At 72.5% G+C, this 23492-nt stretch carries 26 protein-coding genes; 10 read left to right on the top strand and 16 right to left on the bottom strand.

Annotated elements, in window-relative coordinates:
* The 4 genes from ACFWPI_RS04835 to ACFWPI_RS04820 all read left to right on the top strand — a co-directional run.
* A partial coding sequence (locus ACFWPI_RS04835) for a hypothetical protein (protein ID WP_380424579.1) occupies positions 1-1289 on the top strand: 1289 nt, incomplete at its 5' end.
* A 207-nt stretch (positions 1290-1496) separates the two neighbouring features.
* On the top strand, positions 1497-2096 hold the full coding sequence (locus ACFWPI_RS04830; protein WP_380368803.1) for a hypothetical protein: 600 nt from the start codon (positions 1497-1499) through the stop codon (positions 2094-2096).
* On the top strand, positions 2093-2152 hold the full coding sequence (locus tag ACFWPI_RS04825) for a hypothetical protein (RefSeq protein ID WP_380369111.1): 60 nt from the start codon (positions 2093-2095) through the stop codon (positions 2150-2152). The genes ACFWPI_RS04830 and ACFWPI_RS04825 overlap by 4 nt, the downstream gene beginning before the upstream one ends.
* 69 nt (positions 2153-2221) lie before the next feature.
* Positions 2222-2983 carry a serine hydrolase gene (locus ACFWPI_RS04820; protein ID WP_380368806.1) on the top strand — a complete coding sequence of 254 codons (762 nt, stop codon included), beginning with the start codon at positions 2222-2224 and terminating at the stop codon, positions 2981-2983.
* A gap of 61 nt (positions 2984-3044) precedes the next feature.
* Here ACFWPI_RS04820 and ACFWPI_RS04815 read toward each other — a convergent pair whose 3' ends face one another.
* From ACFWPI_RS04815 to ACFWPI_RS04790, 6 genes are all read right to left on the bottom strand, one after another.
* Entirely contained in the window at positions 3045-4178 is a 1134-nt protein-coding gene (locus tag ACFWPI_RS04815) for an FAD-dependent monooxygenase (protein WP_380368809.1), read from the bottom strand.
* A 39-nt stretch (positions 4179-4217) separates the two neighbouring features.
* Positions 4218-4820: an ATP/GTP-binding protein gene (locus tag ACFWPI_RS04810; protein ID WP_363366746.1), complete on the bottom strand. Its 603-nt coding sequence runs from the start codon at positions 4818-4820 to the stop codon at positions 4218-4220.
* A gap of 3 nt (positions 4821-4823) precedes the next feature.
* Entirely contained in the window at positions 4824-5312 is a 489-nt protein-coding gene (locus tag ACFWPI_RS04805; RefSeq protein ID WP_380368812.1) for a DUF742 domain-containing protein, read from the bottom strand.
* 5 nt (positions 5313-5317) lie between these two features.
* Positions 5318-5773: a roadblock/LC7 domain-containing protein gene (locus tag ACFWPI_RS04800; protein ID WP_380368815.1), complete on the bottom strand. Its 456-nt coding sequence runs from the start codon at positions 5771-5773 to the stop codon at positions 5318-5320.
* Positions 5770-8910 (bottom strand): nitrate- and nitrite sensing domain-containing protein, encoded by a 3141-nt coding sequence (locus tag ACFWPI_RS04795; protein WP_380368818.1) that lies wholly within the window; start codon positions 8908-8910, stop codon positions 5770-5772. Before ACFWPI_RS04795 ends, ACFWPI_RS04800 begins: the two co-directional genes overlap by 4 nt.
* A 229-nt stretch (positions 8911-9139) precedes the next feature.
* On the bottom strand, positions 9140-9832 hold the full coding sequence (locus ACFWPI_RS04790; protein WP_380368821.1) for a FadR/GntR family transcriptional regulator: 693 nt from the start codon (positions 9830-9832) through the stop codon (positions 9140-9142).
* 181 nt (positions 9833-10013) lie between these two features.
* Between ACFWPI_RS04790 and ACFWPI_RS04785 the strand changes: the two genes are divergently transcribed.
* A complete protein-coding gene (locus tag ACFWPI_RS04785) occupies positions 10014-11747 on the top strand; it encodes a 2-isopropylmalate synthase (protein WP_380368824.1) in 1734 nt (577 codons plus the stop codon).
* 116 nt (positions 11748-11863) lie between these two features.
* On the opposite strand, the gene ACFWPI_RS04780 is transcribed toward ACFWPI_RS04785, so the two are convergent.
* The 5 genes from ACFWPI_RS04780 to ACFWPI_RS04760 all read right to left on the bottom strand — a co-directional run bounded on the left by ACFWPI_RS04780 (position 11864) and on the right by ACFWPI_RS04760 (position 15772).
* Positions 11864-12643, bottom strand: a complete 780-nt coding sequence (locus tag ACFWPI_RS04780; protein WP_380368826.1) for a VOC family protein — start codon at positions 12641-12643, stop codon at positions 11864-11866.
* A gap of 349 nt (positions 12644-12992) precedes the next feature.
* Complete coding sequence (locus tag ACFWPI_RS04775; protein WP_380368829.1) at positions 12993-14141, bottom strand: epoxide hydrolase family protein; 1149 nt, start codon at positions 14139-14141, stop codon at positions 12993-12995.
* Positions 14142-14170: 29 nt separating this feature from the next.
* On the bottom strand, positions 14171-14758 hold the full coding sequence (locus tag ACFWPI_RS04770) for a TetR/AcrR family transcriptional regulator (RefSeq protein WP_380368832.1): 588 nt from the start codon (positions 14756-14758) through the stop codon (positions 14171-14173).
* Between the two features lie 107 nt (positions 14759-14865).
* Positions 14866-15303: a GNAT family N-acetyltransferase gene (locus ACFWPI_RS04765; protein WP_380368835.1), complete on the bottom strand. Its 438-nt coding sequence runs from the start codon at positions 15301-15303 to the stop codon at positions 14866-14868.
* Between the two features lie 82 nt (positions 15304-15385).
* The gene (locus ACFWPI_RS04760) at positions 15386-15772 is read right to left on the bottom strand and encodes a nuclear transport factor 2 family protein (RefSeq protein WP_380368838.1); all 387 of its coding nucleotides are present in this window, start codon (positions 15770-15772) and stop codon (positions 15386-15388) included.
* Positions 15773-16665: 893 nt separating this feature from the next.
* On the opposite strand from ACFWPI_RS04760, the gene ACFWPI_RS04755 reads away from it, so the two are divergent.
* On the top strand, positions 16666-18213 hold the full coding sequence (locus ACFWPI_RS04755; protein WP_380368840.1) for an MFS transporter: 1548 nt from the start codon (positions 16666-16668) through the stop codon (positions 18211-18213).
* A 119-nt stretch (positions 18214-18332) separates the two neighbouring features.
* A complete protein-coding gene (locus tag ACFWPI_RS04750; RefSeq protein ID WP_380368843.1) occupies positions 18333-18836 on the top strand; it encodes a DUF3592 domain-containing protein in 504 nt (167 codons plus the stop codon).
* A 27-nt stretch (positions 18837-18863) separates the two neighbouring features.
* Here the strand turns inward: ACFWPI_RS04750 and ACFWPI_RS04745 are convergent, their stop codons facing one another.
* Both ACFWPI_RS04745 and ACFWPI_RS04740 read right to left on the bottom strand, forming a co-directional pair.
* Positions 18864-18953: a DUF397 domain-containing protein gene (locus tag ACFWPI_RS04745; protein ID WP_380368846.1), complete on the bottom strand. Its 90-nt coding sequence runs from the start codon at positions 18951-18953 to the stop codon at positions 18864-18866.
* A 31-nt stretch (positions 18954-18984) separates the two neighbouring features.
* On the bottom strand, positions 18985-19812 hold the full coding sequence (locus ACFWPI_RS04740; protein ID WP_380368849.1) for a helix-turn-helix transcriptional regulator: 828 nt from the start codon (positions 19810-19812) through the stop codon (positions 18985-18987).
* Between the two features lie 125 nt (positions 19813-19937).
* On the opposite strand from ACFWPI_RS04740, the gene ACFWPI_RS04735 reads away from it, so the two are divergent.
* Both ACFWPI_RS04735 and ACFWPI_RS04730 read left to right on the top strand, forming a co-directional pair.
* Positions 19938-20675, top strand: coding sequence for an SDR family oxidoreductase (locus ACFWPI_RS04735; protein ID WP_063349812.1), 738 nt, complete (start codon positions 19938-19940; stop codon positions 20673-20675).
* Between the two features lie 14 nt (positions 20676-20689).
* Positions 20690-21166, top strand: coding sequence for a nuclear transport factor 2 family protein (locus ACFWPI_RS04730; RefSeq protein WP_380368853.1), 477 nt, complete (start codon positions 20690-20692; stop codon positions 21164-21166).
* Between the two features lie 15 nt (positions 21167-21181).
* On the opposite strand, the gene ACFWPI_RS04725 is transcribed toward ACFWPI_RS04730, so the two are convergent.
* The 3 genes from ACFWPI_RS04725 to ACFWPI_RS04715 form a co-directional block, all read right to left on the bottom strand.
* Entirely contained in the window at positions 21182-21478 is a 297-nt protein-coding gene (locus ACFWPI_RS04725; protein ID WP_380368857.1) for a DUF397 domain-containing protein, read from the bottom strand.
* A 92-nt stretch (positions 21479-21570) separates the two neighbouring features.
* Positions 21571-21759, bottom strand: coding sequence for a DUF397 domain-containing protein (locus ACFWPI_RS04720; RefSeq protein ID WP_380368860.1), 189 nt, complete (start codon positions 21757-21759; stop codon positions 21571-21573).
* On the bottom strand, positions 21756-22637 hold the full coding sequence (locus ACFWPI_RS04715; RefSeq protein ID WP_363366785.1) for a helix-turn-helix transcriptional regulator: 882 nt from the start codon (positions 22635-22637) through the stop codon (positions 21756-21758). Before ACFWPI_RS04715 ends, ACFWPI_RS04720 begins: the two co-directional genes overlap by 4 nt.
* Positions 22638-22756: 119 nt before the next feature.
* Between ACFWPI_RS04715 and ACFWPI_RS04710 the strand changes: the two genes are divergently transcribed.
* Positions 22757-23218, top strand: a complete 462-nt coding sequence (locus ACFWPI_RS04710; RefSeq protein ID WP_380368863.1) for an ATP-binding protein — start codon at positions 22757-22759, stop codon at positions 23216-23218.
* Positions 23219-23492: the final 274 nt, after the last annotated feature.

Genomic DNA, 23492 nt, shown 5'->3' with positions numbered 1-23492 from the left:
GGCGCAGTTCGTCCGTGTCCGCGTTCCACTCCGCCGCGGTCTCAAGGTCCGCCGCGGCCCCGGCCGGCGACCGGCAGGCCGCCGTCGCCGCCCCCGCCAAGGACGGCGGCGCGGCCACCCCCGCCGGGCAGAACCTCCAGCTCACCGCGTACGACCCGGCGGGCGGCACGGCCGTCCTCTCGGCGCCACCGGCCGCCGGGCCCACCGCGCCCGCCGGCGCGACGCCGACCCCCGCCCCCGCCGTCCAGCCCGGGCAGCTCATCGCCAGCCCGCCCACCGCCGCCGCGCCCCAGGGTGCGCTGGTCGCCGTCACCGGCGTCCGCCCCGGCGCGGGCACCAGCCTCAACCTGACCACCCGCCCCGCCACCCTCGCCGAACTCCTCGGCGGCACCGAGGCCGACGGCCGGGTGCCCGTCGACCCGCACGGCATCACCGTCACCCCGCTGGTCAAGGACCTCAAGGCCGTCGTCGGTGCGGACGGCGGCGGCGTGAAGGCCGACGCCTCCGGCACCCTGGAGGTCGACGTCAAGGCCCCCGTCCCGCTGCCCGACGGCGCGAGCGTGGACGCCTCCGGCTCCCTCCAGCTGCACCCGGCCGTCCACTTCGCCTACCACGGCGCCGCCGCCGGCAGCCCGCGCACGGCCTCCATCGGCTTCGACCTCGGCGCCCACGCCCAGTGGAAGGTCACCGGCGACGTCGCGCGCAGCACCGGCGCCGCGCCCGTCCGGCTGCCCTTCGCCACGTTGCAGGCCAGCCCGGTGCTCACCGTCGCCGGACTGCCCGTCGTGGTCAACCTGAAGCTCACCTGCTACCTGGAGGTCAGCGCCGACGGCCAGGTCCACCTGGAGGCCGAACAGGAGGCCACCGGCACCTGGGCCGTCCGCGCCGACTACACCGGCGGCAAGGGCTGGACCCCGACCACCGACGCCGACACCAAGGTCTCCCCGGTCCGGGTGCGCCTCACCGGCAAGGCCGGCGTGCGGGCCGCGCTCGGCGTCGAGGTCTCCGTCGGCCTCTACGACACCGTCGGCGTCCAGACCACCGTCGCCCCCTACCTGCGGGCCCAGGTCGAGGGCTCGCTGACCGCCGACTCCTCCGGCAACCCGCCGCAGGCCCAAGGGAGTTGGTCGCTGGTCGGCGGCGTCGACCTGACCGGCTCGCTGCTCGCCCACCTCAAGGTCTTCGGCACCCCGGTCATCGAGGGCACGTACCCGCTGCCGCCGTTCCACCGCGAATGGCCCCTGGCGGCGGGCTCCGCGGCCCTGCCGTCCCCGCGCCCGAGCAGCTGACCCGGGCGCGCCCCGGGCTCGGGGTCCGGTTACTGCTCGGGCGGTACGCCGGGCAGCGGGGCCACTGCTCCCGACGTACGTCTGACGCACCGACAGGTCGTGTCCCAGGGCGATGATCCGGTGCCGGGTGCGCTGGAAGGCTGACGCGCAGGAAGTCGGCCTGACCGACTTCCTGCGCATCCGCACCCATCACCGCCAGGAGACCGCATGACCACCCCCAAGGCCCTGCGCCGCGTCGCGGCCGCGGGCCTCGCCCTGACCGCCTGCCTCGCCACGGCGCCCGCCGCCACGGCCGCCGCCGCCGAGCGCGACGACGGCCCCGCGAGCGCCGCAGCCGGACTCGACCGCTACCACCACCAGCGCCTCGACTGGCGCAGCTGCGTCCTGGGCCCCGACGACGAGGTCGGCCGCGGCCTGGAGAGCACGGGCGCGCGCTGCGCCGACTACGGCCTCGGCGACACCCGCGCGCAGGTGCGCGCCACGATCGACCGCGTCGTCGCGGCGGCCGAGCGGGCGCCGCTCACCGTCGGCACCGCCCCCGACGTCTTCCGGCTCGACGGCAGCCAGGTGCCCGCCCTGCTGTTCGCCGGGCTCGCGAGCGACCTCGACCCGGCGCGGGCGGGCCTCGCCGAGCAGCTGTCCGTCCTGGCCAAGGCCGCCGACGGGCAGCCCACCCGGGTGTCGCCCGGCTTCGCCGCCTTCCTGCGGGAGGCGTTCACCAGCGCGGGTTCGGCCACCGGCTCGACGGCGCCTTCCAGCACGCCGGCTTCGGCGTCTACGGCAACGCCTGCGTCGACGACTCGGTGAACACCTACCTGGCCACCGGCCACCTCCCGGGCAAGGACCGCACCTGCGCGAAGTAGCCCCGAGAAGCCGTGGGCAGCCGTGGGCAGTCCTTCCTGATCAACCGAAGGCTGCCCTAGGCTGCGCCCATGCTCTCTGTGGTGGTGGCCCCCTGGGCGGGTGAGGCGGAGCCGGTGTTCGTGCGGGCGCCGGACGAACTGCATGATGCCGCGAGCACGATGAAGGTCGCGGTGTTGGCGGCGCTCGCCCGGGGCGGGGTGGATCTCGATGCCGAGGTGCCGGTGGTGAACCGGTTCGAGTCCGTGGTGGGCGGGGAGTTCGGCAACGATCCCGACTGGGACAGCGATCCGCTGCCGTGGGAGCTGCTGGGCACGCACGTGCCGCTGCGGCTGCTCGCCGAGCGGATGATCACGCACTCCTCCAACCTGGCCACCAACCTGTGCCTGGCCCGGGTCGACCGGGCGGCGGTGGCCGAGGCGTGGCGGCGGGCCGGGGCGACGCGCAGCGCGAGCCCGCGCGGGATCGAGGACTACGCGGCGCGCGACGCCGGGGTGCACAACCTGGTGAGCGCGCGGGACCTGGTGCGGCTGCTGCACTCCCTGGGCGGGGAGCCGGAGTTGCTGGCGCTGCTGGAGCGCAACGCGTTCCGGGTGGACCTGGCGGCGGGCCTGCCGCCGGACACCCGGATCGCCTTCAAGAACGGCTGGGTGCCCGGAGCCCGGCACAGTGTGGGCCTGGTCCACCCGCAGGACTGCCCGCCCTACCTGATCGCGGTCTGCTACACCGGCCCGCTGGCCTCGGGCGAGGACCGTACGGACCCGGCGGCCCGGCTGCTGGCCCGGGTCTCGGCGGCGGTGTGGCAGCGGCGGCACGAGCTCGCCGACAGGTGAGCCGACGCGTGAGCCGGCCGGGCCTGCTGCACGGGGTTGTGCAGCAGGCCGGACAGGGGCCTCAGTACGGCTGGACGAGGACGTGGGCGGCGCCGGGGATGCCGACCTTGAGGAGTTCGTCCTCCTCCGGGGTGGTGGGCATGCCGGTCTCCTGCTTGAGGATGGCCCGGGAGAGCGCCTGGACCCACATGGCGCGGGGCCGGCGGCGCTCGTCCCAGGCGGCGAGCGCGGCGGGGACGGTCTCGGCGGCGTCCAGGCTCTGGGCGAGGACGAGGGCGTCCTCGACGGCCATCGCGGCGCCCTGGGCGAGGTGCGGGGTGGAGGCGTGGGCGGCGTCGCCGGCGAGCGCGATCCGGCCGACGTGCCAGGGCTCCTCGACGCTGACCTGGGAGATCCGGGAGTAGACGACGGCGGACGGGTCGGTGACGTGGGCGAGGGCCTCGGCGATCGGGCCGCCGAAGCCGGCCAGGCGTTCGGCGAGCTGCTCGTGGGCGTGCCCGGGGTCGGGCCGGAAGTCCTCGGCCTCGGCGAACACCGAGCCCAGGTACATGAGGTCGTCGCTGATCGGGGTGAGCAGCGCCTTGGCCTTGAGGTTGCCGGTGGACATCACCACGCCCTGGACCTCGGGCGAACGCGGCAGGGTGACGCGCCAGTTGGCGAAGCCGGTGTACTCGGGCGCGTACTTCTCCCCGTAGAGGCGCTTGCGCAGCGGGGAGCCGATGCCGTCGAAGCCGACGACGAGGTCGTAGCGGCCGCGGTGCCCGTCGGTGAGGGTGGCGTCGACGCCGTCGGCGTCCTCGGCGAGGTCGGCGATGGTGGTGCCGAAGCGCAGGGTGGCGCCGGCCCGGGTGGCGGCGGTGGCGAGCACCTGGGCGAGGGCGGGGCGGGGGATGCCGTTGTTGGAGGGGGCGTCGCCCATCCGGGGCTGCGGGATCTTGGCGAGGGTGGCGCCGGTCGGGTCGCAGATGGTCAGCACCTCCCACTCGAAGCCGGCGGCGAGGCAGTCGTCGAGGACGCCGATCTCGCGCATCACGTGGAGGGCGTTGGAGGGCTGGATGATGCCGACGCCGAGGGCTTCCAACTGGTCGCGCAGTTCGGCGACGTCGACGTGGTGGCCGCGCTTGGCGAGGGCGGTGGCGAGGGTGAGGCCGCCGATGCCGCCGCCGTGGACGAGGACGCGCAGGGGTGAGGTCATGGGGTGGCTCCTGGGGAAGGGAGGTGGTTCAGCCGACGTTCAGCCGACGGGGGCGGCGGAGAGGTCCATCAGGTGGTCGACCAGGGCGAGCAGCAGGTCGCGTCCGAAGGCGCGTTCGCGGACGTCGCCGAGGAGCATCGGCACCTGCGGGTCCAGGTCGAGGGCGGCCCGGATCTCGTCGGGGGTGCGGGTGTTGTGGCTGTGGAAGCAGTTGATGGCGACGACGAAGGGGATGCCCCGGCTCTCGAAGAAGTCGATGGAGGCGAAGCTGGTGTCGAGCCGGCGGGTGTCGGCGATGACGATGCCGCCGAGGGCGCCGTTGACGAGGTCGTTCCACATGAACCAGAAGCGTTCCTGCCCGGGGGTGCCGAACAGGTAGACGACGAGGTCCGGGCTGACGGTGATCCGGCCGAAGTCGAGGGCGACGGTGGTGGTGTCCTTCTGGTCGACGCCGGACAGGTCGTCCACGCCGACGCTGGCCCGGGTCAGGTACTCCTCGGTGCGCAGCGGGGTGACCTCGCTGACGGAGCCGACGAGGGTGGTCTTGCCGACGCCGAAGCCGCCCGCGATGAGGATCTTGACGGCGGCCGGCGCGGTGGCGACGCCGGCGTCGGCGGCACTGCTGGGGTGGGGTGTTGCCATGGTTCAGAGTCTCCGGAGTCCTTCGCGAACGGCCGTGAGCAGGCCGAGGTCCACGCCTCCGGCGGCCCGGGCCACCGAGAGCGGTGCCCGGGCCCGCAGCAGGCCCTGGGCGACCAGGTCGCCCAGCAGGATCTTGGTGACCGAGACCGGGAGGTCCAGGCCGGCCGACACCTCGGCGACGGCGGCGGGCCGCCGGCAGTGGTCGAGGATCATCCGGTGCTCGGGCTGGAGGCCGCGGGCACCGGCGCGGCTGCCCCGCGCCAGGGCCCGGTCGGCCTCGTCCTCGACGGTGGTGAGCACGGTGATCAGGGTGAGGTCGTCGCGCTCGGGGGCGGTGCGGCCGCGGGTGATGGTGTACGGGCGCACCATGGCGCCCGACTCGTCCTCGGCGTCCTCGTCCGTCAGTTCGCTCCAGTGCGGGACCCCGCCGCGCTGCCCGTTCCCGTTCCCGTTCCCGTTCCCGCTACCGCTCCCGTTTCCGTACGGGCCCACCGGTGTCAGCTCCGGTTCCGGGCGGCGAAGGCGTCGAAGCCGACGGGGGAGGCGGCGCCGGCCTCGGCCCGCACCGGGGTGGTCATCTTCTGGCCGACCTGCTGCACCAGGGTGTGCATGGCGACCGACATGACCTCGGCGTCGACCTCCTGGGAGGCGACGACGGCCAGGTGGGTGCCCTGGGCGGCGGCGATGATGAACAGCCAGCACTCGGCGAGTTCGACGATCACCTGGTGGACGGCCCCGCCGTCGAAGAGCTGGCCGACGCCGCGGGCGAGGCTCTGCTGGCCGGTGGCGACGGCGGCGAGGCGCTCGGCGTCGGCCCGTTCGATGGTGCGGGAGTGGCTGACGACCAGGCCGTCGTCGGAGAGCAGGACGGCGTTCCTGGTCCCGGGCACCGAGTCGACGAGTCCGTCCAGCAGCCAGTCCAGGTCCTGGTGGGTGGCGATCGTTCGGTTCATGACTGGTCATCCGTTCGTGTGGTTCGGGGGTCCGCGGCCGGCAGGGCCCAGGGGGAGGGGCCGGGCGCGGGCGTCGGGGAGCCGGCGGGGGCGGTGGGGGGAGCCGGTGGGGTCACGGCCCCGGGCAGCGGGTGCTCGCCGCTGTCCTGGGCGCGGGCGGCACGGGACTGGCGCTGGAAGGCGCCGATCGTCGCACCGGAGCGCTTCGCCGGGCGCTGGAAGGGGCCGCCGGCGGGCTCGGTGCCCTGGGCGGCGGGTTCGGCGCGGGGCCCGGCGGCGGGCTCGGCCCACTGCGGGCGGGGCGCCGGCGGGACGCGCAGTTCGGCGGCCAGGCTGGCCTGCCGGACGCGCTGGGGCAGCGGGGGCTGCTCGGTCTCGGTGGGGCTGAGCGGCACCGCGGAGGCGTACTCGCGGCGCCGACGCCGTTCGGCCAGCCGGTAGTGGTCGGCCGGGCGGTACTGCTCGTCGGCGTACGGGGCCTCGGCGTCGGTGACCCGGGCGTAGGCGATGTCCGGGTAGGCGGGCACGTCGTGCGAGGGCCGCTGGTCGGCCGGGGCGTCGGGGGCCGGGGAGCTGTGCTCGATCGGCTGCTCGGCATACGGGGTGGGGAACGGGGTGGGGAACGGCGCGGGCTCGGCGGCGGGCGCGGCCTCGGGCTGGACGTACTCGACGTGGCCGAAGGCCTGGACGGGGGCGGTCAGCGGGTCGTGCGGGAACTGCTGGGTCTGCGGGAGCTGCTGGGTCTGCCCGAGCGGTTCGACGTGCCCGACCGGTTCGACGTGCCCGAGCGGTTCGGCGTACCCAGGCTGCTCCACGTGCTGGACCTGCCCGAAGGCCTCGACCTGCCCGAACGCCTCCACCGGCGGGAAGGACTCCACCGGCGGGAAGGAGTCGGCCGCGGCGAAGGTCTCCACGGGCGGGAGGGGCTCCGCCGGCGCGAAGGACTCTCCCGGCGGGAAGGAGTCCACGGGCGCGACCGGCGGCCCCGCCGGCGCCGGCGCCGGGGCCTCGTTGGAGGCGGTGAGCAGCGCCTTGCGGGAGCGCCGCACGAGCGGGATCGGTTCGACGGGGGCGTCGTCGGGCAGTCCGGCGTCGCCGTCGATGACGAGCTCGTCGGGGACGAGCACGACGACCCGGGTGCCGCCGAAGGCCGACGGCCGGAACTCGATCTTGAGTCCGTGGTGCGCGGCCAGCCGGGCGATGACGTAGAAGCCGAGGCGGACGTCGTCCGCCCGGGCGAGCACGTCGGTGCGGGGCGGGCGGCTCATCAGTTCGTTGGCGGCGTCGTACTGCTCGGGGTCCATGCCGAGGCCGCGGTCCTCGATCTCGACGGCGAGTCCGCGGCCGACCATGGCGGCCCGGACCTCGACCGGGGTGGGCGGCTTGGAGAAGGTGGTGGCGTTCTCCATCAGTTCGGCGAGCACGTGCGCGACCGGGCCGACGGCCCGCTCGGACAGCCACGGGTGGCCCTCGACGTCGATCATGATCCGGCGGTAGTCCTGCACCTCGCCCTGCGCGGCGCGCAGCACGTCCAGCAGCGGGACGGGCTTGCGCCAGCGCCGCTGCGGCTGGCCGCCGGCCATGATGACGAGGTTCTCCTCGTAGCGGCGCAGGCGGGCGGTGAGGTGGTCGAGGTCGAACAGGCCCTCCAGGACCTCCGGGTCCTCGTGCTTGCGCTCCAGCTCGTCGAGCTTGCGCAGCTGGCGGCCGATCAGCAGCTGGGTGCGGCGGGCGATGCGCTGGAGCAGCCGCTCGAAGCCGCGGTGCTGTTCGGCCTGCTTGACGGCGGCCTCGACGGCGGAGGCGCGGGCCAGGTTGAGGGCCTGGCCGAGGCGGGCGAGCTCGTCGGTGCCGTTGCCGTGCGGGCCGGCGGTGATGGTGCGGGAGTCGGCCTCGACGTCGACCTGCTCGCCGCGGCCGAGGCGTTCGACGACCTCGGGGAGGGTGCGCTCCATCTCCTCGGCCTGGGTCTGGAGCTCCTTGATGCGCCGGCGCAGCGAGCGGCTGAGCCGCCAGGAGGCGATGATCACCGCGACGACGGTGATCAGGCCGACGACGGTGGTCAGCACGACCGTGGTGAGGAGGGAGAGGATGGTGCCCTTGCCGACGTCGACGATGCCGCTGGTGCGGGTCTCGATGACCTTGACCAGCTGCGGGTTGAGCTGGTCGAGGGCCTGGCGCCACTGGTCCTGGGCGGCGGGGAGTCTGACGGTGCCGTTGGCCTCGGCCGCGGTGGGCTTGGTGAGCGACTGCTCGACGACGGCCTTGGCCTGCCAGGCGGGGCTGTTCATCAGGTCGTGCCAGGCGGCGGACTCGCCGTCCGGGATGTACGGGAGGACCTGGACGGCGAAGAGGTGCTCCTGCGCCCCGACGGACTGCTGGACCTGCTGGTAGTCGGTGACGGTGAGCCGCCCGGTGGGCCAGCCGCGGGCGAGGACGGCGTCCTCGCGGGCGAGCATCTCCTTGGCCCAGAAGGCGTTCACCAGGGTCTTGGAGATCCAGGTGACCTCGCCGGTGTCGACGTGGCTGAGTGCGGTGAACAGCCGCAGGTCGACGGCGATCAGGTCGGTGTAGTACGTGTAGAGGGTCTGCTGGTCGATCGAGCCGTGGTCGACGGCGGCGCGCTGTTCGGCGAGCTTGCCCATCGCCTGGCGGGCCTCGGTGACGGCGGTGCGGACCTCTTCGGGGGCGCTGTCGGCGGTCTCGCCGGAGAGGACCTGGAACTGGCGGACCGCGTCGTCGGTCTGCTGGCGCTGGCGGCGCAGCTGGTCGGTGTTGCCGCCGGGCCGGGCGAGCGCCTCGGCGCTGAGCCGGCGTTCTTCCTGGAGGCTGTAGTAGACGATGTTGGACGGCTGGCCGGCCTTCTGGGCGAGCAGGCCCTGGGCGGCCTGGCGCTGGAAGGCGAAGACGGTCTCGCCGCTGGTGACCGCCCACAGGGCGGCCAGGGCGATGCTGGGGACGACGGCGAGGACGAGCAGCGCCGTCCGCAGTGACAGGCGCGGACGCCTGCGGGGGGCCTTCGGCGTCGGGGGCCGCCGATTCGCACGCGCGCGCAGAGCAGTCTCCTTGGGGATGGCGGCCGGCCTGAGCGGGGCGGGCCGTCCGGGGCACGGGCTTGACGAGGCGATACTAGTCATACCGTGTGATTGGAGTGAAAGTGCGTTCGCCGCCTGGACCGTGGTCACACACGCTCCGGACACAATGTCATCTGACGGTTGATCGTACGTGCTCGAAGCATCCCAGTTCGGAGCGGGTTGACGAGGCGTCGGCCGCCGGAGCGGGCGGCCGGGTGGCCGCCGTGTGAAAACTGTGTGCCCGCGCTCCGGATATCGCCCCCGGCCGCTCCACCCGCCCCGCCTGCCCCGCTCAGTCGGCCAGCAGGCGCGACCGGGTGGCCTCCAGCTCGGCCGCCAGCACCCGCCCGGCCTCCTCGGGATCACCCCGGTGCAGCGCCCCGACGAGGTCCGCGTGCGACGTGTAGCCGTGGTTCGGGTCCCCGCTGCGCAGCCCCAGCACCCCCACCAGGGCCACCAGGTGCTCCCTCAGGACGGGCGCGAACTGGGCGAACAGATCGTCCAGCACCGGATTGTGCGCGGCCGCCACCACGGCGGTGTGCAGCGCGATGTCGGCGTCCACGAAGGCCGCGTCGTCCGCGCCGCCCGCCGCCAGCCGGGTGGCCAGCGCCGCGTCCACGGCGGTGAGGTCCGCCTCCGTGCGGCGCGCGGCCGCGAGCCGGGCCGCCTGCACCTCGACCATGGTGCGCACCTCGTAGACGTGCGCCAGCTCCGCCCGGCGCAGCCGGGTCGGCCAGTCCAGGGCGGGCCGGTCCGCCGTCACGAACACGCCCGACCCCTGTCGGCTCTGCACCATCCCGGCGCCGGCCAGCGCGCGCAGCGCCTCCCGGACGGTCGAGCGCCCGACGCCCAGTTCCTTCGCCAGGGTCACCTCGCCCGGCAGCTTCCCGCCCACCGGCCAGTGTCCTGCGGTGATCTGCTCCTCCAGGCGTCGGGTGGCCTGGTCGACGAGGGGGGAGCGGTGGAGGGGGCCGAGCGGGGACATTCGCGTTCACCTGTCAGCTTGTCTGAGGACTTGGTTCGTGGTTAGTCTACCCGGCATGCAGCCGTGGAGTCTCCCTCTGGGTGGCCTTCTTCTTGGTGGCCGCAGCGGGGCGTGACCGGACCGGCACCCCGCTGCGGGGCGCCGTCCTGCCGGTCCACCGGTACCTCCGTAAGGACTCATCATGCGATTCCCGACCCTGCGTACCCCCGCCGGCCCCGTCCCGGTCACCGCCCCCGCCTGGAACCCGCAGCGCCCGGGTGCCATGCCCTCCCACCGCTACCGGCCCGCCCACGAGCGCGTGCACGTCCCCGCACTGATGCGGCGCTGGCCCGGCCGACGGATCGGCCACGCCCCGCTGTGGGTCCCCGTCGACCTGCGCGACGGCAACCAGGCACTGGCCGAACCCATGGACCCGGCACGCAAACAGCGGATGTTCGACCTGCTCCTGGCCATGGGCTTCAAGGAGATCGAGGTCGGCTACCCCTCCGCCAGCCGCACCGACTTCGACTTCGTCCGGCAACTGGCCACCGTGCCCGGCGCGGTGCCCGAGGACGTCACCATCGTCGTCTTCACGGCGGCGCGCGCCGACCTGATCGACCGCACCTTCGAGGCCGTCGAAGGCCTGCCCCGCGTCGTCGTCCACCTCTACACCGCCACCGCCCCGCTCTGGCGCGAGGTCGTCCTCGGGCGCGACCGGCACGAACTGCGGGCCCTGATCACCGAGGCCGCCACCCACCTGGCACGTCGGGCCGACGGCCGGCCCGGGGTGCGCTTCCAGTTCTCGCCCGAGGTGTTCAACCTGACCGAACCGGACTACGTCCTGGAGGTCTGCAACGGTCTCACCGAACTGTGGGACGCCAGCCCCGACCGGCCCGTCGTCCACAACCTGCCCGCCACCGTCGAGATCGCCACCCCCAACGTCTACGCCGACCAGATCGAGTACCTGCACCGGCACCTGGAGCGCCGCGAGTCGGTGATCCTCTCCGTCCACCCGCACAACGACCGGGGGACGGGCGTCGCCTGCGCCGAACTGGCCGTGCTGGCCGGCGCCCAGCGGGTGGAGGGATGCCTGTTCGGCAACGGCGAGCGGACGGGCAACGTCGACCTGGTGACGCTGGCGCTCAACCTGCACACCCAGGGCGTCGACCCGATGCTCGACTTCTCCGACCTCGACGAGATCCGCCGCACCGTCGAGTACTGCAACCGGCTGCCCGTGCACGAGCGCCACCCCTACGCGGGGGACCTGGTGCACACCGCCTTCTCCGGCACCCACCAGGACGCCATCAAGAAGGGCTTCGCCCACCACGCCAAGGTGGCGGCCGAGTCCGGCGTCCCGGCGCGCGAGGCACCCTGGTCGGTGCCGTACCTGCCGATCGACCCGGCCGACCTCGGCCGCGACTACGAGGCGGTCATCCGGGTCAACAGCCAGTCCGGCAAGGGCGGCATCGCCTACCTGCTCCAGACCGGGCACGGGCTGGAACTGCCGAGGCGGCTCCAGATCGAGTTCTCCCGGGTCGTGCAGGAGGCCACCGACGACAGCGGGCGGGAGGTGACGGCGGAGGAACTGTACGGGCTCTTCCGCGCGGAGTACCTGGACGCGGCGCCGGACTGGCCGTGGCAGGCCGGCGACGACTGGGCGGAGGTGGGCGGCCGGCGCGGCGAGGGCGCAGGGCCGCTCGACGCGGTGGCGGAGGCGCTGCGGGTCGACATCCTGCACTTCAGCGAGCACGCCGTCGGTGCGGGTGCGGGTGCGGGTGCGGGTGCGGGTGCTGGTAGCGACGCTGTCGCCTACGTCGAGGCCCGGGTCGGCGGGGTCGGCGGACAGGTGGTCTGGGGCGCCGGGCGGGACGGCTCGGTGCTCACGGCCGGCGTGCGGGCGGTGCTCAGCGCCGTCGGCCGCGCGCAGCGGGAGTGACGGCGGGGGTGACGGCCGTCGCGCCGGAGTGACCCGTACGGGCGGGAGTTGTACGGACGGGAGTCGGACGGAGACGGCCCACCGCGACACCGTGCGCGGTGGGCCGTGCCGTCCACCTACATCGGTTTCGGTGTGATCACCGCGAACGGCGCGCCCTGCGGGTCGGTCACCACCGACATCCGGCCCGCCACCATGTCGAACGGCGGGGCGAGGACGGTGCCGCCGTGCTTGACGAGGGCGTCCACGGTGGAGTCGACGTCGTCCACCGCGAAGTACGTCAGCCAGTGCGCGGGCGTGCCGGGCGGGTCGTTGGCGAGCAGCGAGACACCGCCGACGGCCCGGCCGCCGACCCGCAGCTCCCAGTACTGCTCGGCGCCCTGCGCCGGCTGGATCTCGATGCCGAACGCCTCGCCGTAGAAGGCGGTGGCGCCGGGCAGGTCGCTGGTGTGCAGCTCGTTCCAGATCAGCGCGCCGCTCTCGTTGACGACCCTGGCGCCGAAGAACTCGCCCGGCTGCCAGACGCCGAACACCGCGCCCTGCGGGTCGGCGGCGATCAGCATCCTGCCGAGCTCGCCGACATCCATCGCCGGGACCAGCAGGGTGCCGCCCGCGCCGACGATCGCGTCCTGGGTGGCCTGGGCGTCGGTGGTGGACAGGTAACTGGTCCACACGGTCGGCGGGGTGGGCATCCCCTCCGGCGCCATCGCCGGGCCGATCCCGGCGGACGGCTTGCCGTTCAGCTCACAGACCGCGTACCCGCCGAACTCGGCCGGGCCGACCTGCCCCTGCCAGCCGAACAGGTCGCGGTAGAAGTCCAGTGCCGCCTGCTGGTCCTGCGCCATCAGATCGACCCAGCACGGGGTGCCGGTCGCGTACGGAGTGGTGACTTCGGGCATTCTCGCTCCTTCAGGTGAGGTCCTGCGTCGGTCACCCTCTCGTCGCGGATCGCGCTCCGCCACTCGACACGCTGTCACGACCCGGCAGGTGGCGCCGGTCAGCACCGGTCAGCGCCGTCGAAGCGGGCAGGGCGGGTTCGACTCTGAAGGGAGGCGGCCCCCAACCGGCATTGGCCGATGGGGTGCCGTCAGATCGACAGCAGGAAGCTGACGATCACCCATGGCGGCCGTCGTGTTCCGGACGCCGCGGCAGATCTTCCGCATCCGGGTCGGGAAGATCGCTTGGCTGCGTGGCTACTTCGCGCCTGAGATGGTGAGTCGATGAACATCTGGCCGACCACGGCCGGCGTCAGGCCAGGGAGCGGAAGAAGGTCCGGATGTCGGCCACCAGCAGGTCGGGCTGTTCCAGGGCGGCGAAGTGGCCGCCGTGGTCGAACTCGGTCCAGTGCACGATGTTGTCGATGCGATCGGCGAAGGCGCGGACCGGGAGGGTGATGTCGTGGGGGAAGACGGCCATGCCGGTGGGGACGGTGGAGGGGGCGGCCTCGGTCCAGCCGTTGCGGGCCGACTCCTTGTACAGCCGCGCGGAGGAGCCGGCGGTGGCGGTCAGCCAGTACAGCATCACGTTGGTGAGGAGGTGGTCCCGGGGTACGGCGCCTTCGGGAAGGCCGCCGTCGCAGTCCGTCCATTCGCGGAACTTCTCGATGATCCAGGCGAGTTGGCCGACCGGGGAGTCGGTGAGCGCGTAGCCGACGGTGTGCGGGCGGGTCGCCTGGACGGCGGTGTAGCCGGAGGTTTCGGCCTGATGGCGGGCCCAGGTGTCGAGCCGTTCGCGGTCGAGGGCGTCGAGGACGGCCGGGTCGCCGGTGGGGAAGGTGGGGGAGGTGTTGACGTGCACGCCGATGACCCGGGTGGGGGCGGCGAGGCCGAGTTCGCGGGAGATGCCGGAGCCCCAGTCGCCGCCCTGGGCGCCGTAGCGCGGGTAGCCGAGGCGGTCCATCAGTTCGGCCCAGGCGCGCGCCACGCGGCGGTAGTCCCAGTCGAGTTGGCGGGTCGGACCGGAGAAGCCGTAGCCCGGGATGGAGGGCGCGACCACGTGGAAGGCGTCGCGCGGGTTGCCGCCGTGGGCGCGGGGGTCGGTGAGCGGGCCCAGGATGTCCAGGAATTCGGCCACCGAGCCGGGCCAGCCGTGCGTGATGATCAGCGGGGTGGCGTCGGGTTCGGGTGAACGGACGTGCAGGAAGTGCACGTTGGCGCCGTCGATGGTGGTGGTGTACTGCGGGAAGGTGTTGAGCCTGGCTTCGTGTTCGCGCCAGTCGTAGCCGGTCCGCCAGTACTCGGCCAGGTCCTGGAGGTAGTGGAGCGGGACGCCGTAGTCCCAGTCGGTGCCGGGCAGCGAGTCGGGCCAGCGGGTGCGGGCGAGGCGGTCGCGCAGGTCGTCGAGCTGGTGCTGTTCGATCGCGATGCGGTAGGGGCGGATGTCGGTTTCGGCGGTCATGGCGGGGCCTTTCAGAGCTCGGGGAGGGGTCAGGTCGTCGGCAGGATGTGGGCGAGCAGGGCCGCTTCCAGGTCGCGCAGTGGGAAGGCCGGGTCCTCGGCGGCGAGGGTGAGGCCGCCGCGGATGCCGGCGAGGAGGAGCAGGCGGGCGGCAGCGGGGTCGGGGACGCGGCAGGCCGCCAGGGATTCGTCCAGGGCCTGGAGGAGGTCGGCGGAGGCGAGGTCGGCGCCTGCGGCGACCAGGACGGCGCGGGCTTCGGGGTCGGCGAGCAGGGCGGAGACGGCCCGGCTCTCCTCGACCTCCTCGGGGGCTGCGTCCAGGCCGAGCAGGGCGGAGCGGACGAGGAGTTGCAGGGTGGCGGCGGGGCTGTCGGCCGGCTGGGCGGCGAGCGCCGCGCGGGTCCGTTCGCGCCAGCCGTCGGCGATGTCGATCAGCAGGCCGTCCTTGCTGCCGAAGTAGCGGGAGGGCAGTCCGTCGGCGACGCCGGCCCGGGTGGCGACTTGGCGCAGGGTGGTGGCGCGGTAGCCCTGTTCTGCCATGAGCAGGACGGCGGCGCGCCGGATCTTGGCGCGGGTCGCTTCGCGGACGGCCGCCGAGGCCTCAGGCGTGCGGGGCATGGGGGTGTCCGGTTTTCGGTTGAACCATTGTTCAATATAAACACACGGCAAAGGTCCGCGTCACGCCCGGCGCGGGCCCCGGGGAGTCGGAGGTGGCGGGGCAGGCGCTAGCCCAGTTCGTAGCGGACGATCTCGTCGGTCACGGTGGTCACGACGAAGCCGGTCTTCACCAGGACCCTTCCCGAGGCGGGGTTGCCGACGCGGTGCTCGGCGGTGACCCGTGGGGTGGGGTGGTGGGCGAGGAACCGGCGCACCGCTGTGGTGGCGTAGCCGTGGCCCCAGGCGTCCTCGCGCAGGATGTAGCTGAGGCTGCCCGTGTGGCCGGTGATGCGGAGTCGGACGATGCCGATCAGGTCGTCGTGGACGTCGATGCCGAGGACGCGTGCGGTGCGCGGTCGCTGCGCGTCGGCCTCCCGGGCTTCGCGTACGTAGTCGTGGGCCTGGGCGGCGGTCATCTGGCCGAACCACAGGTCGGCGACCGACCTGCCGCTGTAGATGCGGCGGACGGCGTCGGCGTCGGCCGGTCGCAGCTCGCGCAGGTGCACCCTTCCTCCAAGTCGCGGCGCCGGTCCGGGACTTCACCCTGTCGAACGGGAAGCCGACGGGAAGCCCCGGACCCTGGGCGGCTCAGGCGAAGATGAGGCGGAAGATCTGGTTGTAGACGAAGAAGCCGCCGGGCTGGCCGGGGATCGGCTGCAGGTTGAACGTCTCGGCGAATTGCAGCGGCTTGTCGAAGGCGTTGTCGATGGCGAGGCCGCCCGTGACGGTGACCAGTACGCCGTTGCCCGGGGCGGGCTGCGCGTCGGTGGTGTTCACCTTGTGCTTGACGGCGGCCAGTTCGGGCGTCGTCAGCTTCGCGAGGATGTTCTGCTGCCCCTGGAACTGCTGGCTTTCCCACGTGAGCATCGACTCGGGTCGGTAGAGGCTGGAGAGGTTCCCGCGTCCCTGGCTGCCGGAGTCGAAGGTGGTGTAGTAGTGGCCCACGAACGAGTTGGCAATGGCGTTGAAGTCCATGCGCGGAACGTACCAGTCCGCTCACAACAGGTGTGCGCTGTTTGACAGATCTGGTTGGGGCTGCCAGAGGGGCGGCCGGCGCGCCTTCCGGGTGACGGGTCCTCGGCGGTGGTGGTGTGGCCGCCGTCGGGGATGCCGCGCGGGGCGTCGCCCAGGTTGCGGCGCAAGCGAATGATGCCGGAGGGTGGTCGCATGGATACTCTTCGTGTGCGACCCTCGCGGCCCGCCCGTCGGCGGCGTCTCGCGCTCCTCGCGCTCCCCGTGACCGGTGGCCTGCTCGGCGCTGCCCCCGCCTCCGCGCCGCAGCAGGTAGCCCCGGTGGACCTGAGGACCGTCGTGACGGCCGCCGCCGCCCATGGGCAGCAGGTGTTCTCGGAGGCCGGCACCTCCTACTTCGCGGTGCCCGCCGGGGTGACCGAGGTCCTCGTCCAGGCCTGCGGCGGTGGGGGCGGGGGTGCCGGAGGGGGTGGCGGCGGCGAGGACTCCACCTTCGGGTCGGACGGGGTGGTGGAGGTGGGGCCGCGGGGTCGGGTTCGGGCAGGGGTGGCGGCGGTGCGGACACCGAGAACGGCGGCAGCGGGGAGTCGGGCTCCGCTCGCCCGGTGGGGTCGGGGGTCCGGCAGTCGGCTCTCCAAGGGGGCGCCGACGCGTCGTCGTCAGCGGTAGGGGGCCCGCGTGGCGGTCGCACCCGGCGCGGTGGGGGCCACGCGCCGAGCGCATTGGCGCCGGGTTCCTCTCCGGCGCGGTCTGTTACCGTGGTTCGGTAGTGACGCGCGAAAACACGGTTCCCGGTATTGGTTAGTCCGGGCGGGGCTTGCGCTCTCAGCACACCGGTTCCCGGTAGTGCCCGGTGCGTCTCTTTCTCTCGTGATCTTTCTGAGAAAGGGACCTCTGTGTCTGACTTTCCCGTGGACGGCGTCGCCGTCCGCACCCCCGTTCCCGCCGCCCGGGATCAGGTCGCCCGCGCACCGTACCGGTGGCGCTGGGTCGCTCTGTGGGTGTTGCTCGCCGCCGAGGCGATGGACATGCTGGACGCGTTGATCGCCAATGTCGCGGCACCGTCGATCCGGGTCGACCTGGGCGGCGGCGCCGCCACGGTGCAGTGGCTGGGAGCCGCGTACGCGTTGGCGATGGCGGTGGGCCTGATCACCGGCGGTCGCCTCGGTGACATCGTGGGCCGCAAGCGGATGTTCCTGATCGGCGCGCTCGGCTTCACCGCCGCGTCCCTGCTCTGCGCGGTGTCCTGGTCACCGGGGATGCTGATCGGCGCACGCGGGCTCCAGGGCCTGTTCGGCGCGGTGATGATCCCGCAAGGCCTGGGCATCATCAAGGAGATGTTCGACGGGCCGGAGATCGGCCGGGCGTTCGGTCTGTTCGGCCCGGTGATGGCCCTGTCGACGGTGGGCGGCCCGGTCCTGGCCGGCGCTCTGGTCGACGCCGACCTCTTCGGCTCCGGCTGGCGCATGATCTTCCTGATCAACCTGCCGCTCGGCCTGCTCGCCCTGCTGGGCGGCTGGAAGTTCTTGCCGGAGTCACGCTCCACGCAGCGCCCCCGGCTCGATCTGGCGGGCGCCGGGCTGGCCTCGCTGGCCGCGTTGCTGCTGGTGCTGCCACTGGTCCAGGGGCGTGAACTGGGCTGGCCCACCTGGACGTTCGTGTCGATGGCGGCCGGGATCGGGCTGTTCGTGGTCTTCGGCCGGTACGAGGCCCGACTGGCCGGGGCGGGCGGCGATCCGCTCGTGGTGCCGGGCCTGTTCCGCAAGCGGGCTTTCTCCGGGGGTCTGGTGACCGGTGCGGTGTTCTTCGCGGCGGTGGCCGGCTTCTCGCTTGTGCTCAGCTTGTTCCTGCAGTCCGGCCTCGGTCTCACACCGCTGCGGGCGGGGCTGGCGAGCCTGCCCTGGTCGCTGGGGATGGTGCTCGGCTTCGCCGCGATCCAGGTCGCCGAACGGTTCGGCGCCGTCGAGCGGTTCGGCCGCCGGGTCATCCAGGCCGGAATCATGGTCATGGCCCTGGGCGTCGCCACCCTCGCCGTCACCCTGAACGCGGCCGGTACGGGTATGACGGCGTGGCACCTCGCCCCGGCGCTGATCGTCATCGGCCTGGGCACGGGCCTGGTCATGGGACCGTTCTTCGACACCGTGCTCGGTGCCGTCGAACCGCACGAGAGCGGCTCGGCCTCCGGGACCATCACCGCCGTCCAGCAGCTCGGCGGCGCGCTGGGCGTCGCGGTCCTGGGCACCGTGTTCTTCGGCGCACTCGGCGGGCGGATCGCCGGCGCCGCCGACCAGGACGCAGGGACCGTCGTGGTGGCCGGCTACAGCGCGACCCTGCAGATCACGCTGTGGGCCGGGGCCGGACTGCTCGCAGCGGCGCTCGCGGCCTCGTACCTGTTGCCCCGTCCCGTCCTCGCCCGGGAACCCCGAACGCGGGACGACGGGTAGGCCCCGGAACGCCCTCGGGCTCCTGGTCGGCGCTCCGACGTACTGTCGGTGTCATCGGTGTCGGTGGGTGCGGCTAGCGTGAGCGCAGGTGGGCAGTTGGGCTGATACCGGGGGGACCGATGGAGAAGGTGCCGGACCACGGCCGGACCGTGCGGAACGGTTCGCTCGCGATGATCGGCCTGGGGGTCCTGCTGTTCGTCCTCAGCCTGGTCTACCTGATACCGCACGACATGGGGGTGACGTCGGCTCTCCGCAGTCGCGGCGTCCACGTGTCGGCGGTCGTCACCGAGTGCACCGAAGTGAGCGCGCCGCAGGACAACCCGGCGGGCAACGCCCACTGCCGGGTGCGGTTCACGACGTCCGAGGGGGCATCCGTCGAGACCCAACTCGCCTACGTCACCGACACCGTCAAGGCCCACGACACCGTGACGGTGGTGTACGACCCCCGGCACACCGACACCGCCGCCCTTGCTTCGAGCATCGGTTTCTGGAACTCGCTGGGCCGGAACGTGCTCGATGTGGTCGCACTGGTCGCGTCCGTCGTCATGACCCTGCTGGGCCTCGCGGTCCATCTCGCGTACCGCCGGCTCACCCGGGCGCGCAGACGGCCCACCGCTCTTTAGGCGGTGAGCCGTTGAGGGGGAAGTCGATCAGACCTCGGCGGTGGCGGCGAAGGCGACGAACGCCTGCCAGGCGGCGGGGGTGAAGGTGTGGTGGGGACCGGAGGGTCCCCCTGGCACGAAGCGTTCCTCAGACTCGCCTGCTGCGTGATCACCTACCGGCGCGTGTGGCGTGCACGGAGCCGAGCAGGCTGAGTGCCTCGGCGCTGGGGCTGCCGTGTTCGGCATGGTAGATGATCAACTGCTGGCCGGGGGCGTCCCGCACGTCGAATGCGTGGTGGGTGAGGGTCATGCCGCCGATGTCCGGGTGGTGGATGTGCTTGTGTTCGCGGGTCTTGCCGCGCACGGTGTGGGTGTTCCACAGTCGGGCGAAGTCCTTGCTGCGCGTGCTGAGTTCACCGACGAGAGCCCGTAGGCGCGGACCGTCAGGGTCGACGCCGGACGCCTGGCGCAGGTGCCCGACCACCGTCTCTGCCGTCCGCTCCCATCGGGGGTGGAACGGCCGACCTGCCGGGTCGAGGAAGACCATGCGGGCCAGGTTGTCCATCGCTTCGAAGGGGGAGTACAGGGCCTCGGCCAGGGCGTTGGCGGCCAGGATGTCCAGGACCGGGTTGATGACGAACGCCGGAGTGCCGGGGTAGCCGTCCAGCAGGACGCGCAGGGCGGGGGCGACCTGGTCGGTGGTGGCGACGGGCCGCTGGGACGGCGCGGTTCCGGACAGTTGGTGAAGGTGCGCCCGGGCGTCGGTGTCCAGCAGCAGCGCGCGGCTGAGCGCGTCCACCACCTGCGCGGACGGGTGGCGTTCACGGCCCTGTTCCAGCCGGGTGTAGTAGTCCGCGTTCACCCCTGCCAGTACGGCGACTTCTTCGCGGCGCAGCCCGGCGACCCTGCGCACGCCATGGCTCGGCATCCCGACCTCGTCCGGCCGCACGGCCGCACGGCGCGCCCGCAGGAACTCACCCAGCTGGTTGTCGGTCATGTGCCCAGGCTAGGCCGTGGGCCCGGTGTGCCGCCTGGGTGTACCGCACCCAGGCAGCACACGGCCTGGGCCGCCCGGAACACCTCGCCCAGACTCGGTGCCCTACCGAGAGACAAGGGGCAGTCATGCCGGACCGGACAATCAAGGTCGTAGCGATCACCGGTGCCAGCAGTGGGATCGGCGAGGCGACCGCCCGCCGGCTCGCCGCCGACGGCCACCGCCTGTTCCTGGGAGCACGGCGCACCGATCGCCTGGACCGACTCGTCACGGAGATCACCGCCGCGGGCGGCACGGCGGCGGCCCGGCGCCTGGACGTGACCGAGGCCGCCGACGTGCGGGACTTCGTGGCAGCGGCCGAAGAGCGGTACGGCCGCGTGGACGTGATGGTCAACAACGCCGGGGTGATGCCGCTGTCGCCGCTGGAGGCGCTCAGGACGGAGGAGTGGGACCGCATGATCGACGTGAACCTGCGGGGTGTCCTGCACGGTATCTCCGCCGCCTTGCCCGTGATGCGCGCCCAAGGCGGCGGGCACATCGTGAACATCGCCTCCGTCGGCGCGTACGAGGTCTCTCCCACCGCTGCCGTGTACTGCGCCACCAAGTTCGCGGTCCGTGCGATCTCCGAGGGCCTGCGTCAGGAGTCCGCCGGTGACGTCCGGGTCACGCTGGTCTCGCCGGGCGTCACGGAGTCCGAACTCGCCGACGGCATCGCGGACCCGGCCGCCCGGGCGGCCATGCGGACCTACCGCGCCGTGGCCCTGCCAGCCTCCGCGATCGCGGACGCCGTCGCCTACGCGATCTCCCAGCCGCCGTACGTCGACGTGAACGAGATCGTCGTACGACCTGCGGCGAGCGCCCAGTGACGGAAGGAACCGGAATGCTGCACACCCCCGCTCTCGACGACCTGGCGCGCAGAATACGTGGCCTGGAGGACCGGGACGCCCTGCACGCCCTCATGATCCGCGGCTGGCGGGCACTGGACCGCAAGGACTGGCGGACCTGGTCCGCCTGTTGGGCCGAGGACGCCGTGCTGGAGTTCGGGCCCTGGCAGCGAACCCAGGGGAGGGAGGCCATCCGCGCGAAGGTGGAGGAGGCCGAGTCGGCCTACACGAGCATCCAGCACCACATCCTCAACATGCACGTGGACGTGGCGGGCGACCGGGCGACCGGCATCGGGTACATGTGGTTCGTCGCCGTCACGGCTCCGGGGAGGACCTCTGCCCCCTACTCCATGGGCGGTCCCTACGACTGGGAGTTCCGCCGTGACGGGGACGGATGGCTCTTGACCCGGCAGCGGCTCGGGGTCTTGTGGACCGACGGCGAGGACACCCTGCGAGCCTTCGAGCCGGAGTGACCGGAACTACGTTGATCAGGCCTCGGCGGTGGCGGCGAAGGCGACGAACGCCTGCCAGGCGGCGGGGGTGAAGGTGTGGTGGGGGCCGGAGGCGTCCTTGGAGTCGCGGACGAGGACGGCCTCGGTCGTCTCGGCGACCTCGATGCACTGGCCGCCTTCGTTGGTGCTGTGGGTGCTCTTGTGCCAGGCGATCTCGACGCAGGCGCCGCCCTCGTTGCTGCTGTGGCTGCTCTTGAACCAGGCGATCTCGATGCAGGTGGTGCCCTCGTTGCCGCTGTGGCTGCTCTTGAACCAGACGAGTTCGCTGCTCACTGCTCCCCCTAAATCCGGGATGGCGCGGTCAGCTTGACGGTACGCCAACGGCCCGCCGCCCGGTAGGCGGTGGGCCGTTGGGAGGACGTTGATCAGACCTCGGCGGTCGCGGCGAATGCCACGAACGCCCGCCATGTGGCCGGCTCGAACGCCAGCTGCGGGCCGCTCTTGTCCTTGGAGTCACGCACGTGGATGACGTGGGTCGTCTCGGCGACCTCGATGCACTCGCCACCTTCGTTGCTGCTGTAGGTGCTCTTGAACCATGCCAGCTCGGTGCTCATCGTTCTCCCAGGATCTTCTCGATCAAGGCCAGGGACTCCTCGGGACCAAGGGCCTGCGCCCTGAGGATGTTGTAGCGCGCGTTCATGATCCGGACTTCATCCGGATCGGTGATCAGCCTACTGCTCGTCTGCGCCTCGATATAGGCGTGCTGGGGTCGCCCCTTGGGCGTGATCAGGATGAACGATCCACCCATACCCGCGTGCTCTGTCTTGCTCAGTGGCAGCACCTGGATGACCATGCCGCGAGTCCGTCCGACCTCCAGCAGCCGGCGGAGCTGGGCCGCGTGCACGTCCCACCCGCCCAGGGGCCTGCGCAGCACGCTCTCGTCGATCACCCAGCTGAACATCCCCCGAGGCCATTGGGTCAGCACTTCCTGACGAGCCATTCGGGCCGCGACTCGCATCTCGATCACCTCCTCCGACAGGGGAGGCTGCCTCATCGCGAAGATAGCTCGGGCGTGCTCCTCGGTCTGGAGCAACCCAGGGATGCCGAGCGTGGCGAAGTTGTGCGTCTCGATCGAGTCGACTTCCAGGGCTGCGTAGCCCCGGAACCAGGCCGGGTGCCGCAGCCGCGCCTTGGCCCGCGCCCGCATCACGTCGTCCTTCGTGATGGCCAACAGGCCGCCGGCGTTGAGGACTTTGTCCGCCGCCACCAGGAACTCCGGCTGCGGGGTGCGCTTTCCGCGCTCGACCGCGCCGATCAAGTGCTCTCCGTAGCCGACGCGTTCGCCGAGTTCCTTCTGCGTCATCCCGGCCCGCTCCCTCAGGAGCTTGATCTGCTTCCCGATGGCGCGGAAGAAGTCCGACACCTCGCTCAGGTCCTCCTGCAGTTCCGTGCGAACGTCGTCGTCCGACTCGATGTTGCGTCCTGCACCCATCGCGACCACCCCGTTAGTGATTCGGCCACACGAACAAAAGCTGTCCGCACCCGGACAGACACTCTCCGTACTCCCCGGATGCATGGTCAGCGTACTTCCGGGGCGCCACGATTTTTTCCATGACGACCGACATCCCCCTCGACAGCCCCCGCCGTCACACCATCACCCTCGCCGCCACCCCCAAGGGCGCCGCCATCTGCCGGCGCATCACCAGGCGTCAACTCACTACCTGGGGGCTGAACTTGTCCCACACCGAGCCGTACTACTCGGCGCTCCTGATCGTCGCGGAGCTCGCCGCTAACGCGACTACCCATGGCCGCGTTCCGGGGCGCGGCTTCGAGCTTCACCTCTGTCTCACCACCACCGTGCGCCGGGGCACAACCTTGCGCATCGAGATCTCGGACTGCCGGGGCGACCGCTTCCCGGCTCTGCCCGCCGTCCTCGCCCCCAACTCCCAGTCCGGGCGCGGCCTCACCCTCATCGACGCCCTCGCCGACCGCTGGGGCACCATCCCCCGCCACCCCAACGCGAAGACCGTCTGGGCCGAACTCGACCTCCCCATCACCCTCGATGCGTCCTGAACCCCGCCATAGTCCGGGCAGCGCGACGCTCTGCACCCTCCTCCCGTTCGCCCTCCTGCTCGCGCTTCTCGCCTGGATCCACCCCCTCACCGCGCACCACCCCCCGAACCGCCACCCCCGCCCCGTCTCCACCTCCACCCCAACCACCCCGTAAAGCAAGAGGAGTGGGGGGGGGGGCCCCCCCCCCTACACAAACACACCGCCCCGGCGGGTGGGTGGGGCGTGTTACTAAATAAGTTAATCAATTGAGAGGGGGGGTTGGGGGGGGGTGTTG

The organism is Kitasatospora sp. NPDC058492 (assembly GCF_042720685.1).
Classification (GTDB): domain Bacteria; phylum Actinomycetota; class Actinomycetes; order Streptomycetales; family Streptomycetaceae; genus Kitasatospora.
The sequence above is the reverse complement of the archived record's forward strand: the minus strand, read 5'-3'. Positions and strand labels throughout refer to the sequence as shown.